Raw genomic sequence first — 14,666 nt, forward strand, 5'->3', positions numbered from 1 at the left:
TGTGTCACGTAACGCCTATAAGGGTGGAGTTTGGATAAAGTTGAAAGCATTACGCAGAGAAACTCGCGCATTATTGCGTGAGCAGCGTGATATGTTGGATAAACTCAAGCAATAAAGAGAAAGGTACTTGGATGGAACTTGCTTCACCTGTGGGGCTGAGACTGGCAATAAGTCTCTTGTGTTGGAATTTTTAAAAGTGGGTTTATACGATAGTGTTGTTCATAAAGATGCGGTTTTGCTAAGCCATTTCATTAAACTGTTCAGGGGTTTGTTCAGGGGGTGGAGATATTTAACGAGAAAACAAAAAAGGCCTTACAGTGTAAAAGCTGTAAGGCCTTGATTTTATTGGTCGGAACGGTGGGATTCGAACTCACGACCCCTTGCACCCCATGCAAGTGCGCTACCAGGCTGCGCTACGCCCCGAGAAGCGACATTATAGCGGTTTTTTTGGATAAAGCAAACCAGATGGCTTTATAATCACGGCTAAATAGTGGAACAAAAAGGCACAACCATGAGTATCAATCGACGCAAGCGAATTTTAATCAGCAATGATGATGGCTATCATGCTGCGGGTATTTTGGCGTTGTACGAGGCATTGCGTGATTTGGGTGATGTGACGGTGATGGCACCTGAGCAGAATTGCTCTGGGGCATCTAATTCGTTGACGTTAGCGAAACCTTTGACGGTGCGTCAGAGCAGCAATGGTTTTTATGTAGTGAACGGTACGCCGACAGATTGTGTGCATTTGGCGAGTACGGGCTTTTTTGATGATTTGCCTGATTTGGTGGTGTCTGGGATTAATAACGGTCAGAATATGGGCGACGATACGCTGTATTCTGGCACTGTGGCGGCGGCGACTGAGGGGTTTTTGTCAGGCGTTCCATCGTTGGCTTTTTCACAAGTTGATCGTGGCTGGGGCAATGTTGAGGATGCAGCATTGGTGGCGCGCTCGTTTGTGAAAATGTTTTTAGAGCGAGATATTCGCACACCATTGCTATGGAATATTAACGTCCCTAATTTGCCTTTGAGCAAAATGACCAGCGTAGAAGTGACACGTTTGGGACGTCGCCATGCGGCAGAACCCGTTCATGTGGTGGTTAATCCGCGAGGTGAGACGCAGTATTGGATTGGTGCTGCTGGGGCTGTTAAGGATGGTGAGGAAGGTACTGATTTTCATGCGACAGCCATGGGCAGGGTGTCGGTGACACCGTTGCAGCTGGATTTAACGGGGCATGAGGCTTTGGCTGAGACTGCCGCTGCCTTGGCTGGTTTTCAATTGACGACAGGCTGATGAAGTGAAAAAGCGCGCGTTTGAACCGACCAGTGAAGTACAGCGTGCGTGGAACCGCGCCGCTGATGAGCGCGCGCGCGCGCCATCTGCGTCACTGTCGTTCGCGCCGAAGCAAGTCGATTTGCTGTATCCTTTAATGAAAGCGGATACCCTGCGCAATACGTCGAGCGATTGGCGAGCGCATCCTGAAATTTTTGTGAAAGCGCGTTCACGCATGGTGACTGCGTTGATGCAGCAGGGCATATCGGATGAGGTGGTGCTCTCGGCGATGTCGCGTGTGCCGCGCCATGTGTTTGTCGATGAGGCTTTTTATCTGAGGGCGTATGACGATGATGCGCTGCCGATTGGTCATGGACAGACGATTTCTCATCCTTCGACTGTGGCGAGAATGATTTCGCTGATGCGCGCTGCGGGTTCATTGCGCCATGTGCTGGAGATTGGCACGGGTTGTGGTTATCAGGCGGCAGTTTTGGCGATGTGCGCGGAGCAGGTCTATACAATCGAGCGCGTCGCGCCATTGTATGATTCGGCCTGTGTCAACCTTGGACAAATGGCCAGTGTTTTACAAAAAGGTGCTGCGCCCGTGCATGTGAAGTATGGAGATGGTATGCTGGGCTGGCCTGACGCAGCGCCGTTTGATGGCATTATTTTGGCGGCGGCGGGATTGAGCGTGCCGCAGGTTTTACTTGAGCAGTTGTCCATTGGAGGGGTGCTGGTTGCGCCTGTGGGTGAACGGGTGCAGCGATTGGAACGCATCACGCGCTTGTCGACTAACGAATGGTGCAGAGAAGTGTTGGATGCTGTGAATTTTGTACCTTTGCTCGGCGGTGTGACGCAAGGGTGAATTGTATAGGGAGGTTTGATATGTTTGGATTCAATAAAGTTTTCACTAAAAAGCTGGCAGCAGCATTGCTCATCGGTAGTATATCATTACTGACTGCTTGCGGTACGGGCGGCGCTGGCAGCGGTTCCTCAACCAGCCGAAAGGCTGATGCAAACGGAATGTACCGCGTTAAGTCTGGTGATACGTTGGTCCTCATTGCCCGTGCGAATGGGGTGGACTACACAGACATCATGCGCTGGAATAACTTGACCAATCCCAATCTCATTGAAGTGGGTTGGCGTCTGCGTGTTCGCCCTAATGCGAGTGTGGCCAGCACGACGAATACGGCCAATACAAGTGGTGGTGTGGCCCGTACGCGTGTGAACACTAACTCTGACCGCGATTTTGGTGTGAATCCCAATACGAGCAATAACATCAACTGGGGCTGGCCAACTGCTGGTGCTGTTTTGGTGAAATACGATGGCTCTGCGAGTAAAGGCTTGGTTTTTGATGGTGTGGCAGGCGACCCCGTCTTCTCTGTGGCTGATGGGCAGGTGACTTACGCTGGCAACAGTTTGCGTGGCTATGGCAATATGGTGGTTGTTAAACACTCCGAAACATGGAGCACTGTTTATGCCAATAATTCGGCCCTCCAAGTGAAAGTAGGGGACGATGTACGCAAAGGTCAGACTATTGCCAGAATGGGGGATACGGATGCTCAGCGTGTTCAGTTATACTTCGAGACACGTTTGAATGCCAAGCCAGTTGATCCGCTCAAAGTATTACCTGCGCGAGTGCCGTAATCTCATCATGACTGGGGGGCGGACGCAGTTTCGCCCTATTTTTTTGAATCACTTTCACCATTAACCACTGAAAACTTTTATTAACGAAAGAATGTCTCATGGCCCGTCGCCGTAACCGCGAATCATCTGCACGAACCTCCAAAATTTTTCCCATCATTGATTACACCATAGAGTCTTTGGATATGGAGGGGCGTGGTATTGCGCGGGGTGAGGATGGTAAGGTGGTTTTTGTGACAGGGGCTTTGCCTTTTGAAAAAGTGCGTGCTGAGGTTGTGCGTGAGAAGTCCAGCTACAATCAAGCCCGCACCATCGCAGTTCTCAAGTCATCGGCTGACCGTGTTGTGCCCAAGTGCCAATCATTTGATATCTGTGGTGGTTGTGCGATGCAGCACATGGATGGGCGTGCGCAGGTTTCTGCTAAACAGCGTGTGCTTGAGGATAATCTACAGCGCATTGGTCAAGTCAAACCCGATACTATTTTGCGTCCGATTGCGGGGCCGACGTGGGGTTATCGTTATCGTGCTCGATTGTCGGTGCGCAATGTTCACAAAAAAAATAAAGTATTGGTAGGCTTCCGTGAAAAAGGTGGCGCGTATGTGGCCGATATGGAAGCATGTGAAGTCCTGCCCAAGCATGTATCAGATTTGCTCATGCCTTTGCGTGAGCTGGTTGGTCAAACGAGCTTGATTGAAAAAATTCCACAAATCGAAGTGGCTGTTGGTCAGTCGCGGACAGTGCTGGTGTTTCGCAATATGGATGCTCTGACTGCTGACGATGAGCAACTGTTCCGAGCGTTTGGTGATGCACATGGTGTAGATATTTGGTTGCAGCCCAAAGGCCCCGAGACGGTGTATGCCTTCCATCCGACCAGTGAAAACTTATACTACGACATGCCTGATTTCAACATCCGCATGCCTTATCGCCCGACGGACTTCACTCAGGTGAATTTCCACATCAATCGCGTATTGGTCTCGCGCGCGGTTCGTTTATTGGAGGTGGCGCCTGATGAGCGCGTTGGTGATTTTTTCTGTGGTTTGGGCAACTTTACATTACCGCTGGCGACGGTGGCGTCGCATGTGATTGGCATTGAAGGCTCCACTCAGCTGACTACGCGAGCCTTGGAAAACGCTGTGGTCAATGGTGTGGATGATAAAACCGAATTCTTCTGCCGAAATTTATTTGAAGTGACCGCCGATGATCTTCGTGGTTTGGGGCGATTGGACAAGTATTTGGTTGATCCGCCGCGCGATGGCGCGGATGCGCTTTGTTTGGCATTGGCCCAGTTGGAACGAGGTGAGAAGCCCACGCGGATTGTTTATGTCTCGTGCAATCCATCAACGCTCGCGCGTGATGCCAACACACTCGTCAATCAAGCAGGCTATCGCCTCTCCAGCGCGGGTGTCGTGAATATGTTTCCGCACACGGCGCATGTCGAATCTATGGCTGTGTTTGATTTGATTTAATATCGGCAAAAATCAAAAAAGGGGGGATTGCAGTGAAGACAAAACAGCATCACATAACCATTACCGCAGCCCTTGTTGCTGCGTTGGTGATTTCACCAAGTCAAGCAAAAACGGCTGATGAGAAGGTTAAAGCCCCCACCAAATCGGCCACACCCAAGACAGTTAGCAAACAAGCCGTTAAAGCCCCAAATAAAAGCGGCACAACCAACGCGCCCAAAGCCAAAACAACCGTCGCTCAAAAGCCTGCGATAGCCAATTCCAAAACCAATCCAGCCGTCACAAAACGTTCTGATGTCAAATCTGCGACCAAGTCTGCCCCCAAAGTCACCGCTGTACCCAAAAAAGCCATCAGTGCACAGCCCAAACCGTCGGGTCAACAACCAGCCAGAACCAATGTGACCGACACAATCCCCAAAAAATCAGCACCCCTAAAGCGAGCTGAACCAGCGACCACCGTTACTGAATTCACTGAAAAAGTTACTGCTCAGCCTCAGCCTATTGCCCCTCCTCTTGTCGAAGTGCCAGCCAAGCCAGAGCCGATTTATCTCATCAATCAGCGGTTTGCGCAGGTGCCTGTTAAATACTGTCCCTCCGTTTCTAATGGTTATGGTTTTGAAATTGGTTATCCCTCTGACAGTACGGCTGCGCCGACTGTGCGAAAAGTTTATGGCAATGCTTATACAGCGGGGCTAAAAAAAGACGCCCGTGTTCTCACGCTCAACAATCAACCGATTCGTACTCAGGCCGATTTTAATCAGATTGTTTATCAAGGCAAAGCGCGCCAAGCCAGTAACTTATTACCTAATATTCAATTGAGTGTGGAGCAAAATGGCCAAGTCGAAACACTCAGCATTAAAAAAGCCGATTACTGTTTGTCTAATCTCACGGTTGAGTCTGAACGAAATATACTGCGCATGGATTTTTCGACCAAAGGCACGGGTTATTCGACCAAAGCCGATGCGCGGGTATATGTAGACCCCAGTTTTTTGGAGAGTTTGAACGAGTCGGATTTACTGACTTTATCAGCGGTTGCCGCTGGTGAGCAGTATCGCCAAGGGTTACGTGTCAAACGTGGGAAAAAAGGTCTGTTTATCGGTCAGGTGTTTGGTACCATTGTGACCTTGTTCACGGGGCTGCCTGTCACGGATCTGACGGCTTCAGGTGCGAGTGCGGCTGGCATGGCCGACCGTAATGAGGGTGCGTTGCGCCCCACAGTGACTTACGGTTATTATCTCGGTGTTGCGCCCGCTGATATGAGGGCGAGTTTAGAGAAGCTCGTTAGTTACCGTGAAGGCTATAAGGTACAGGGCAAACGCTATGATTGGCCAATTCCCGATAATTTGAGCTCGTTTGATGGAGTGCAAGCAGAGCTGAAAACACTGCTTGATACCAAGGCAGAAGACCTCATGCTTGAGCCCAAGCAGCAGCCCGAAGTCAAGCCAGATAGTACGTTACCTGTCATCATCACACCACCTGCGAGTGAAACGGGTGAGGGTGTTGGCAATTATTAACCAATCCTTAATCCATCGTTTACCATCCATACACAATGCCTTGTTGACAAAGCATCTCCATCAACCAAACCAAAAGGGTCATCATGAATGTTTTAACCTTAGCTCAGCTCATCGCTGATAACGCCTTACAAGGCAAGCGTGTCTTTATTCGCTCGGACTTAAATGTGCCTCAGGATGACGCTGGCGCAATCACCGATGACACGCGAATTCGTGCTTCGATTCCCGCCATTAAGATGGCGTTAGAGGCGGGTGCTGCCGTGATGGTGACTTCTCATTTGGGTCGTCCGATAGAGGGTGAATTCAAACCATCCGATTCGCTCCAACCCGTGGCAGAGCGCATCGCTCAATTACTGGGCCAATCCGCAGAGCTCAAACAAAATTGGGTCGATGGTGTTGAGGTTGCTGTCGGTCAAGTGGTCGTGCTCGAAAACTGCCGCGTCAATAAAGGTGAGAAAAAAGACGATGAGGCGTTGGCGCGAAAAATGGCCGCTTTGTGCGACATTTACGTCAACGACGCATTCGGCACATCTCATCGTGCTGAAGCGACGACGCATGGCATTGCCAAATACGCTCCGATTGCTGTGGCAGGGCCATTGCTCGCAGCGGAACTTGACGCATTGGGCAAAGCATTATTGGCGCCCAAAAAACCATTGGCGGCCATTGTTGCAGGCTCTAAAGTGTCGACCAAATTGACCATATTGAAAAGCCTCGCCGATAAAGTTGATCAGCTCATCGTCGGCGGCGGCATTGCCAATACGTTCATGCTCGCAGCGGGTTTGCCGATTGGTAAATCACTGGCCGAACCTGACCTCGTTGAAGAGGCACGCAGCATTATGGCGAAAATGATGGCTCGTGGCGCGACAGTGCCGATTCCCACTGATGTGGTGTGTGCAAAAGAATTCTCCAAAGACGCCGTTGCGACGGTCAAAGCGGCTACAGATGTTGAGGCCGATGACATGATTCTTGATATTGGCCCTGAAACCGCAGCGGCTATCGCCAAACAACTGCTCAGTGCGGGCACGATTGTGTGGAACGGTCCGATGGGCGTGTTTGAGTTTGATCAATTTGGCAACGGGACGAAGGTTTTGGCGCAGGCGATTGCTGACTCTGATGGTTTTTCGATTGCGGGCGGCGGTGATACACTGGCTGCGATTGCCAAATACAACATCAGCGACAAAGTCAGTTATATTTCGACAGGTGGCGGCGCGTTCCTCGAGTTTTTGGAAGGCAAGACTTTACCTGCGGTAGCGGTTTTGGAAATCCGTGCCAAAGGTTGAGGCTTCAAATTAAATTCTGGGAGTAGATAATGAAACTATGGATGATGATTGTGGGTATTGTGGCTTTGACAGCTTGCCAACCAAAAGTGGACAGCAAAACTGATAGCAAAACAGCCACGGTAGTTACAAACAGCAATGCACCGATTTGTGAGCAATATGCGAGTTTCGTCGAAGCGTATGCCAACAAGCAGGCTGATGATGTCAAAGCAACATTGCTCAAACGCTTGGCCTATGACAAGCAAAATTGGGTGAAAATCGGACAACAAGAAGCCGATGCGTACTGCAAACAGTCGTTAGAGCGTATGCAGAAAATGGCGGGTTCGTAAACAGGCCATGATGAGTGACGCTAACCAACTTTTTATTTTAGGCACTATGCGCTGGGGCGCATGGGGGGCGAATTTATCAGCATCGGCAGCGGCAGATTTATTGAGCCAGAGCGTATCGTGCGGTTTGACCACTTTTGATTTGGCGGATATCTATGGTGGTTATACGACGGAGGCATTGTTTGGACAGGCATTGAGGTTAAGTGGCATTCCGCGTGAGCGGCTTCATTTGATTTCAAAGTGTGGAATTGTACTGGCAGGACAAAATTCGCCCGCTGCGGTTAAAAACTACGATCTTTCCAGCCAATATATACATGCCAGTGTGATGCGCAGCCTTGAGCAATTGGGTACTGATTATTTGGATACTCTGTTGATTCATCGGCCATCACCTTTGATGGATTTGCATGAGATGGCAGAAACGTTCCGCGAATTGCGAGATTTTGGGCTGGTGCGTCAGTTTGGTGTGAGTAACTTTGATGTGTACGCGTTTGAGCAGCTTAATCGCTTGTTTCCGTTGGTCACAAATCAAGTTGAGTTGTCCTTGACGCAGCCTGCTGCTTTGTTTGACAATACTTTATTGCAGCTCAGAACGCTTGGATTGACACCTCAAATTTGGTCGCCCTTGGGTGATTATTTAACGCGTGCTGACTCACCTACTCATGAGCGAATTCGATTGGTGTTAGATAGGCTGGTGCGTAAATATGATGCTGATGCTGCTCAACTGTTGATTGCCTGGGTGCGACATCGACAATCACAAGCTCAGGTGATTTTAGGCAGCACAAATATTGACCGCATCCGTGCGATGGTTCAATCTGTGGCTGTGGTGCTTGAAGATTCGGATTGGTATGCGCTTTTGGAAGCCTCTCGTGGTTTTGAGGTGGCTTAGGTGAACCCTTGTGACTTTGAATCATTGAGTTTGAACTCATTGTGAGGCTGTAATGACGGGTTTATTTTTTCTTCTGGTTTGTTTGTGTACTCTGTCCATTGCGGTGGTGACGGTGATTGGACATCGAAAAGGTGTGCCATTTCAAGTCATGTTTCAAAAGATAATCATTTGGACTATAGGCTCTTCTTTGGTGGTTGGGGTGCAGGTTGGAACGTGGGTTTCCCATGGGTTTGATTTGCCTTGGTGGTTGTTTAGCGTGATTAATGTCTTGCTGATGTTGATGTCTTTTTTAGTTACGTTTGGTATTTTGAGGTTGTTTTCAAAGAAAGTTGATGAGAAATGAGACGTTTGTGTATGAGACAAACGTGTCATTTTTTATCTTTAGGAGCTTTTTATGAGCAACATTCTCAATCATGTTTCAGCAGGTGTCGTCACTGGCGATGATGTGCAAAAAATCTTTGCTTTGGCCAAGGCAGGTCGCTATGCCTTACCCGCCGTTAACTGTGTTAATTCAGACACCATCAATGCCACGCTGGAAGCAGCGGCAAAAGCGAAATCTCCCGTCATCATTCAGTTCTCAAACGGCGGCGCGGCGTTTATCGCGGGTAAAGGTTTTAAGGGCGATGGCCAGCAGGCCGCCGTCCTTGGTGCAATCGCGGGTGCACGTCATGTGCACACGATGGCTCGTGCTTATGGCGTGCCTGTAATTTTACATACAGATCATGCGGCGAAAAAATTACTGCCGTGGATTGATGGTTTGCTTGACGCAGGTGAAACGTTTTTTCAAGAAACGGGCAAACCATTATTTTCATCGCACATGCTCGATTTGTCGGAAGAGCCTTTGGAAGAAAATATTGCCATCTGCGCAGAATACCTAAAGCGCATGGATAAACTCGGTATGACACTTGAAATTGAGTTGGGTGTCACAGGTGGCGAAGAAGATGGAGTGGACAACACAGGCGTCGATGCTTCTGCGCTCTACACTCAGCCCGAAGACGTCGCTTATGCCTACGAGCAACTCATTAAAATCAGCCCACGTTTTACCATCGCCGCCTCATTTGGTAATGTCCACGGTGTGTACAAGCCTGGGAATGTGAAACTCACGCCCAAAATTTTGGACAACTCACAAAAATTTGTCTCTGAGAAATTTGGTATTCCCACTAATTCGCTTGACTTCGTATTTCACGGTGGTTCAGGTTCATCAGCCGCAGAAATCAAAGAATCGATTGAATACGGCGTCGTGAAAATTAACATCGATACCGACACCCAGTGGGCAAACTGGGTGGGTATTTTGAACTACTACGCGGATAACAAAGATTACTTGCAAACCCAGCTCGGAAACCCAGATGGTGACGACAAACCGAACAAAAAATATTATGACCCGCGTGTCTGGTTGCGTAAAGGCGAAGAGTCTATGGTGGAACGTCTTTTGCAGGCGTTTCGTGAGTTAAATGCGCAAAATGTCTTGTAATTCTGACTCATTAAAACACGCCTAAACCCGTGATTTCACGGTAAAATATGGCCTCATCGTTTCGCCCATTGAGTTCTGCTCATTGGGCGTCTTGTTTTGATAACCCTGTTTTTGGAAAACCACCATGTCTGCTCTTTACGCCACATCGATTACTTCTTTGCCGTTGCTTGCCAAAGGCAAAGTGCGTGACACGTATATTGTCGATGATAAAACGTTGTTGATGATCACCACAGACCGGTTGTCGGCATTTGATGTGGTGATGAATGAGCCGATTCCTGATAAAGGGCGCGTGTTGAATCAAATGAGTAATTTTTGGTTCAAGCAGCTTCATGACGTGGTGCCCAATCACCTGACGGGTATTGATCCTTTATCCGTCGTTGCCGAGCATGAGCGCGAGCAGGTCAAAGGCCGCAGCGTCGTGGTCAAGCGCCTCAAGCCGATTATGGTCGAGGCCGTGGTGCGTGGCTACATCATTGGTACGGGGTGGAAAGACTATTTGGCAACGGGGCAAGTTTGCGGCATTGATTTGCCTGCGAGTTTACTGTTGGCAGAAAAATTGCCAGAGCCATTGTTCACACCTGCTGCGAAAGCGGCGGTGGGTGAACATGATGAGAACATCTCTTTTGATGAAGTGAAAAATCGCATTGGCGTTGAACTGGCGAATCAGATTCGTGACGTGAGTTTTGCCTTGTACTCAAAAGCCGCCGATTATGCAGCGACGCGCGGTATCATCATCGCGGATACCAAATTTGAATTCGGTTTGGACGATGACGGTGTGTTGCACGTGATGGACGAAGTCCTAACCGCAGACTCCTCGCGGTACTGGCCAGCGGACGAGTACCGCGTGGGCATCAGCCCGCCGAGCTTTGACAAACAGTATGTGCGGGATTATCTCGAAACCTTGGATTGGCAAAAAACGCCGCCTGCGCCTGCATTGCCCCAAAACATCATTGATGCCACCGCAGCGAAATACCGCGAAGCATTGCTCAAAATCACAGGTCAAACATTGGAGTTACTATGAGCCACACACACGCCACGCCGTTGGTCGGCATTCTCATGGGTTCATCATCGGATTGGGATGTGATGAAACATGCGGTTGATATGCTCACGCTGTTTAACGTCCCCTATGAAGCAAAAGTCGTGTCTGCACACCGCATGCCCGATGATATGTTTGACTATGCAGAATTGGCGCATGGCCGAGGCATCAAAGCCATCATTGCGGGCGCGGGCGGTGCAGCACATTTACCCGGTATGCTCGCAGCGAAAACCATTGTCCCCGTGTTTGGCGTACCTGTCCCATCCAAATACCTGCGTGGCGAAGACTCGCTCTACTCAATTGTCCAAATGCCCAAAGGTGTCCCAGTCGCCACATTCGCCATCGGCGAAGCAGGAGCAGCCAATGCGGCGTTACACGCTGTGGCGAATTTGGCCATGCACGATGAGGTGTTGGCGGAAAAACTCCATGCGTTTCGGGTGAAGCAGTATGAGCATGCGGCGGCGATGACGTTGAAAGACTAATTAATATAAGAATTTTTATTGCCGTTACCTCAGGGAGACGATATGGACGAAAAAAAAAGTAGATTTAAGTTCGATGTTTTTAACATGGTTTTCGGTGCGGTTGTTGTAATTCTAGCTGCACTTATACCATATTTAATTAAAACGGTATTTCCAGATCGAGATCTCCAATATAAAGTTGTCGGTTACGTACAAGTAAAAGAGCTTGATGCAATATCGATCAAAATTAAAAATAATGGGAGTAATTTAGAGAAGAATGTTCAGGTTTCATTTAAAACCATTTCAACGAAAGCATCAGATATCATTTTTTATGTTGATTCAAGTGTTGGCTGCAATATTCTCCAAGATCAATCCATGGTCGTCTTTGAAAGGATACGTCCTGGAGAGGAGGTTTCTTTAAGTGTGGTGGCAGATAAATTGCAACTTGCTCAATACTCAGACGGAAGTGTGTTTGGAGTTGAGATTAAATCTGAGGATAACATTGCCTCATTTAAGGCGGAGAGGACAGAGTTCGAGAAGTATGCTTATCCGTTTGGATTTTGGGCATTTGTTTTAATTCTCTTGATATTACTGTTTTTTCTAATTTATGAGAGTTTTTTTATGAGTCCAGAAGATAAAGAAAAAATGGTTTTGCAACAGATAGATAAATTGCCCAAAGGTTGATAAAAAATTGTGAAAAGAATGAATCTAAGTTTTCCATCAGCCATACTTGGCGTCATTGGTGGCGGCCAGCTCGGCCGCATGTTTGCCCAATCGGCGCAAGCCATGGGCTATGCGGTTTGGGTGCTCGATCCCGATGCGAATAGTCCTGCTGGGCAAGTGGCGAATCGGCATATTTGTGCGGCGTATGATGATGCGGCGGCACTTGATGAGATGGCTGCGCACTGCGCTGCGGTGACGACTGAGTTTGAGAACGTGCCTGCGGATGTCTTGCGTCAGCTGGGGAAAGTGATTCCCGTCGCGCCGTCGGGTGATGCGGTGGCGATTGCACAGGATCGGATTGTCGAAAAAGAATTTTTACAAAAAGGTGGGGTGGCGGTTGCGCCGTATGCAGTGATTCGTGATGGAGCCGAATTGGCTGAGGCGCAAAGTCGCGCAGAATTATTCCCCGCGATTTTAAAAACCGCCCGTATGGGCTACGATGGCAAAGGGCAAGTGTCGATTCGCACGGCGGATGACTTGTCTGCGGCATGGAATGGTCTGAACAATGTGCCGTGTGTGTTGGAAAAACGTTTACCACTCAAGTTTGAGGTTTCCGCATTGCTGGCTCGTGGTTGGGATGGCTCTGTGGCGCATTATGCGCTCGCGCAGAACGTTCACCGAGACGGGATTTTGCACACATCGAGTGCGCCTGCGCCTTCTGCGGATGAGGCACTGACAGCACGCGCGCAAACTGCGGCGGCGAATGTCGCGCAAGCCATGGGCTATGTCGGTGTGCTGTGTGTCGAGTTTTTCATCTTAGAGGATGGTTCACTCGTGGCCAATGAAATGGCACCACGGCCGCATAATTCTGGGCATTACACCATGAATGCGTGCTTGACCAGCCAGTTTGAGCAACAGGTTCGTGCCTTGGTGGGACTGCCTTTGGGTGCGACGCACCAGCACAGCCCTGCGGTGATGCTCAATATTTTAGGCGACGTTTGGTTTGATGCTGAGGGGAAAGAGCGCTCGCCTGACTGGGCGGATGTGCTCTCCAATGTCGATAGTTTTTTGCATCTGTATGGTAAAGCCGAACCGCGAATGGCGCGCAAAATGGGACATGTAAACTTCGTTGGCAAACGTTTAGAAAAAGCTGCACTGCGCTGTGAGGCTGCGATGCAGACGCTGGGTTTAGCGGGTGGTGTACATGACTGATGTTGCAGTGGATAAACAAATTGAACTCGCCGCAGAAAAATTAAACAACGGTGAGTTGATTGGCTTGCCCACAGAAACGGTCTATGGTTTGGCCGCCGACGCGCGTAATCCTGCCGCGGTGCGCCGTATTTATGAATTGAAAAATCGCCCGATTACACATCCGCTGATCACGCATGTTGCGCACGGTGCGGATATTTTCGCGTGGGTTGATGAGACACGTGTTTCTGACGCGACGCATGTGATGATTGAGCAACTCACAGCGGCGTTTTGGCCTGGGCCACTCACGTTGGTATTGCCAAAAGCTGAGCAGATTGACGCGACAGTGACGGGCGGGCAAGACACGATTGCCTTGCGTTGCCCCGCACATCCTTTGGCTCAAGCGGTTTTGCGTGAGTTATCTGTTTTGCAGAATCACCCAGCGGTCGGTGTGGCTGCACCATCGGCGAATCATTTTGGCCGCGTTAGTCCAACGCGTGCAGCGCATGTGCGGGATGAGTTCGGTGATGCGGTGTGGGTGCTCGATGGTGATGTCTCGGATGTGGGGATTGAATCGACGATTGTTGATTTGACGCGCGGCATGCCAGTGATTTTAAGGTTAGGACACATCACGGCAGATGATGTGCATCGCGTGACGGGTGTGATGCCACAGGTTCACCAAAGTCACCAAAAAGTAGATCCCAACGCACCGCGTGCCTCTGGAACATTACTGGCGCATTATGCACCACGAACCCCATTGGTATGGGCGAGTGAGGTTGTGGAGGCTGCTGGTGTGGTGCTGTGCCATTCGCCTGATTTTGATGTGGCGGGTTTTGCGGCGCATATTCGCTTGCCCGATGATGCGGTCGGTTATGCTCAAGGTTTGTATCATGCTTTACGTGAACTCGACGGCCACGCTGCGCCACGGATTGTGGTGGAGGATTTGCCTGAGCATCCGGCATGGGATGCGGTGCGTGATCGGTTAAAACGAGCCGTTGTTGGCTCAAATGAGGAGCAATCATGAGTGACGTGATGACGTGGGATGACGAAATGGTGCTGGGCAACGCAACGCTGGATCAAACCCATCAGGAATTCGTGGTTTTGCTCAACCGCTTAGCGGCAGCTCCAACAGATGAGCTGGTGACTGTGCTGGACGAATGCATTGCGCACACGGCAGAGCATTTTGCCCTAGAAGAAACATGGATGGCGCGGTTGAGTTTTCCCGCCGCTGGTTGCCATGTTGGTGAGCACAAACAGGTGCTCGGTGTCATGAAACAAGTTCGTGCACGAGTGGCTGCGGGCGAGACGGAGTTCGCTTCGATACTGGCCACTGAGCTGTCGGCGTGGTTGCGGATTCACGCCACGACGATGGACTATGCGTTGACGTATTTCATTGAGTCAACAGGTGCGGATGTGCACTCTGAGGTGGGTGCGGCGCATTGATGGATTTTGCGCGCAATGATTGAAAATAAT

Annotated in this window: 15 protein-coding genes and 1 tRNA gene; 15 read left to right on the forward strand and 1 reads right to left on the reverse strand. The window is 49.7% G+C overall.

The window, feature by feature from the left end:
• Window positions 1–346: 346 nt before the first annotated feature.
• Window positions 347–423: transfer RNA gene (locus tag IE082_RS04810), tRNA-Pro, on the reverse strand.
• Window positions 424–511: 88 nt separating this feature from the next.
• Here IE082_RS04810 and surE point away from each other — a divergent pair.
• From surE to IE082_RS04885, 15 genes are all read left to right on the forward strand, one after another.
• A complete protein-coding gene (gene surE / locus IE082_RS04815; RefSeq protein WP_189492362.1) occupies window positions 512–1,291 on the forward strand; it encodes a 5'/3'-nucleotidase SurE in 780 nt (259 codons plus the stop codon).
• 4 nt (window positions 1,292–1,295) lie between these two features.
• Window positions 1,296–2,135 (forward strand): protein-L-isoaspartate(D-aspartate) O-methyltransferase, encoded by an 840-nt coding sequence (locus IE082_RS04820; protein ID WP_229809726.1) that lies wholly within the window; start codon window positions 1,296–1,298, stop codon window positions 2,133–2,135.
• Between the two features lie 20 nt (window positions 2,136–2,155).
• Complete coding sequence (locus IE082_RS04825; protein ID WP_189492364.1) at window positions 2,156–2,917, forward strand: peptidoglycan DD-metalloendopeptidase family protein; 762 nt, start codon at window positions 2,156–2,158, stop codon at window positions 2,915–2,917.
• A 98-nt stretch (window positions 2,918–3,015) separates the two neighbouring features.
• Complete coding sequence (gene rlmD / locus IE082_RS04830; RefSeq protein ID WP_189492367.1) at window positions 3,016–4,380, forward strand: 23S rRNA (uracil(1939)-C(5))-methyltransferase RlmD; 1,365 nt, start codon at window positions 3,016–3,018, stop codon at window positions 4,378–4,380.
• A gap of 32 nt (window positions 4,381–4,412) precedes the next feature.
• A complete protein-coding gene (locus IE082_RS04835; RefSeq protein WP_189492370.1) occupies window positions 4,413–5,891 on the forward strand; it encodes a hypothetical protein in 1,479 nt (492 codons plus the stop codon).
• Between the two features lie 80 nt (window positions 5,892–5,971).
• Window positions 5,972–7,168, forward strand: a complete 1,197-nt coding sequence (locus IE082_RS04840; protein ID WP_308429008.1) for a phosphoglycerate kinase — start codon at window positions 5,972–5,974, stop codon at window positions 7,166–7,168.
• Window positions 7,169–7,197: 29 nt separating this feature from the next.
• The gene (locus tag IE082_RS04845; protein WP_189492375.1) at window positions 7,198–7,494 is read left to right on the forward strand and encodes a hypothetical protein; all 297 of its coding nucleotides are present in this window, start codon (window positions 7,198–7,200) and stop codon (window positions 7,492–7,494) included.
• Window positions 7,495–7,501: 7 nt separating this feature from the next.
• A complete protein-coding gene (locus IE082_RS04850; protein ID WP_189492377.1) occupies window positions 7,502–8,377 on the forward strand; it encodes an aldo/keto reductase in 876 nt (291 codons plus the stop codon).
• Between the two features lie 394 nt (window positions 8,378–8,771).
• Window positions 8,772–9,848, forward strand: a complete 1,077-nt coding sequence (gene fbaA / locus IE082_RS04855; protein ID WP_189492380.1) for a class II fructose-bisphosphate aldolase — start codon at window positions 8,772–8,774, stop codon at window positions 9,846–9,848.
• Between the two features lie 124 nt (window positions 9,849–9,972).
• Entirely contained in the window at window positions 9,973–10,869 is an 897-nt protein-coding gene (locus IE082_RS04860; RefSeq protein ID WP_189492383.1) for a phosphoribosylaminoimidazolesuccinocarboxamide synthase, read from the forward strand.
• Window positions 10,866–11,366, forward strand: coding sequence for a 5-(carboxyamino)imidazole ribonucleotide mutase (gene purE / locus IE082_RS04865; protein WP_189492386.1), 501 nt, complete (start codon window positions 10,866–10,868; stop codon window positions 11,364–11,366). Before IE082_RS04860 ends, purE begins: the two co-directional genes overlap by 4 nt.
• Window positions 11,367–11,408: 42 nt before the next feature.
• Complete coding sequence (locus IE082_RS04870; protein WP_189492389.1) at window positions 11,409–12,026, forward strand: hypothetical protein; 618 nt, start codon at window positions 11,409–11,411, stop codon at window positions 12,024–12,026.
• Between the two features lie 18 nt (window positions 12,027–12,044).
• The gene (locus tag IE082_RS04875; protein ID WP_189492392.1) at window positions 12,045–13,217 is read left to right on the forward strand and encodes a 5-(carboxyamino)imidazole ribonucleotide synthase; all 1,173 of its coding nucleotides are present in this window, start codon (window positions 12,045–12,047) and stop codon (window positions 13,215–13,217) included.
• Window positions 13,210–14,217 carry an L-threonylcarbamoyladenylate synthase gene (locus tag IE082_RS04880; protein ID WP_189492395.1) on the forward strand — a complete coding sequence of 336 codons (1,008 nt, stop codon included), beginning with the start codon at window positions 13,210–13,212 and terminating at the stop codon, window positions 14,215–14,217. Before IE082_RS04875 ends, IE082_RS04880 begins: the two co-directional genes overlap by 8 nt.
• The gene (locus tag IE082_RS04885) at window positions 14,214–14,636 is read left to right on the forward strand and encodes a bacteriohemerythrin (RefSeq protein WP_189492399.1); all 423 of its coding nucleotides are present in this window, start codon (window positions 14,214–14,216) and stop codon (window positions 14,634–14,636) included. The genes IE082_RS04880 and IE082_RS04885 overlap by 4 nt, the downstream gene beginning before the upstream one ends.
• Window positions 14,637–14,666 lie beyond the last annotated feature (30 nt).

The sequence above is a fragment of the Formosimonas limnophila genome, assembly GCF_014652675.1.
Classification (GTDB): Bacteria; Pseudomonadota; Gammaproteobacteria; order Burkholderiales; family Burkholderiaceae; genus Hydromonas; species Hydromonas limnophila.

Bases quoted from the DNA above. Each gene is read 5' to 3' on its own strand.
- surE (WP_189492362.1), top strand. From the start codon at position 512: ATGAGTATCAATCGACGCAAGCGAATTTTAATCAGCAATGATGATGGC.
- IE082_RS04825 (WP_189492364.1), top strand. From the start codon at position 2,156: ATGTTTGGATTCAATAAAGTTTTCACTAAAAAGCTGGCAGCAGCATTG.
- rlmD (WP_189492367.1), top strand. From the start codon at position 3,016: ATGGCCCGTCGCCGTAACCGCGAATCATCTGCACGAACCTCCAAAATT.
- IE082_RS04845 (WP_189492375.1), top strand. From the start codon at position 7,198: ATGAAACTATGGATGATGATTGTGGGTATTGTGGCTTTGACAGCTTGC.
- IE082_RS04850 (WP_189492377.1), top strand. From the start codon at position 7,502: ATGATGAGTGACGCTAACCAACTTTTTATTTTAGGCACTATGCGCTGG.
- fbaA (WP_189492380.1), top strand. From the start codon at position 8,772: ATGAGCAACATTCTCAATCATGTTTCAGCAGGTGTCGTCACTGGCGAT.
- IE082_RS04860 (WP_189492383.1), top strand. From the start codon at position 9,973: ATGTCTGCTCTTTACGCCACATCGATTACTTCTTTGCCGTTGCTTGCC.
- purE (WP_189492386.1), top strand. From the start codon at position 10,866: ATGAGCCACACACACGCCACGCCGTTGGTCGGCATTCTCATGGGTTCA.
- IE082_RS04870 (WP_189492389.1), top strand. From the start codon at position 11,409: ATGGACGAAAAAAAAAGTAGATTTAAGTTCGATGTTTTTAACATGGTT.
- IE082_RS04875 (WP_189492392.1), top strand. From the start codon at position 12,045: ATGAATCTAAGTTTTCCATCAGCCATACTTGGCGTCATTGGTGGCGGC.
- IE082_RS04880 (WP_189492395.1), top strand. From the start codon at position 13,210: ATGACTGATGTTGCAGTGGATAAACAAATTGAACTCGCCGCAGAAAAA.
- IE082_RS04885 (WP_189492399.1), top strand. From the start codon at position 14,214: ATGAGTGACGTGATGACGTGGGATGACGAAATGGTGCTGGGCAACGCA.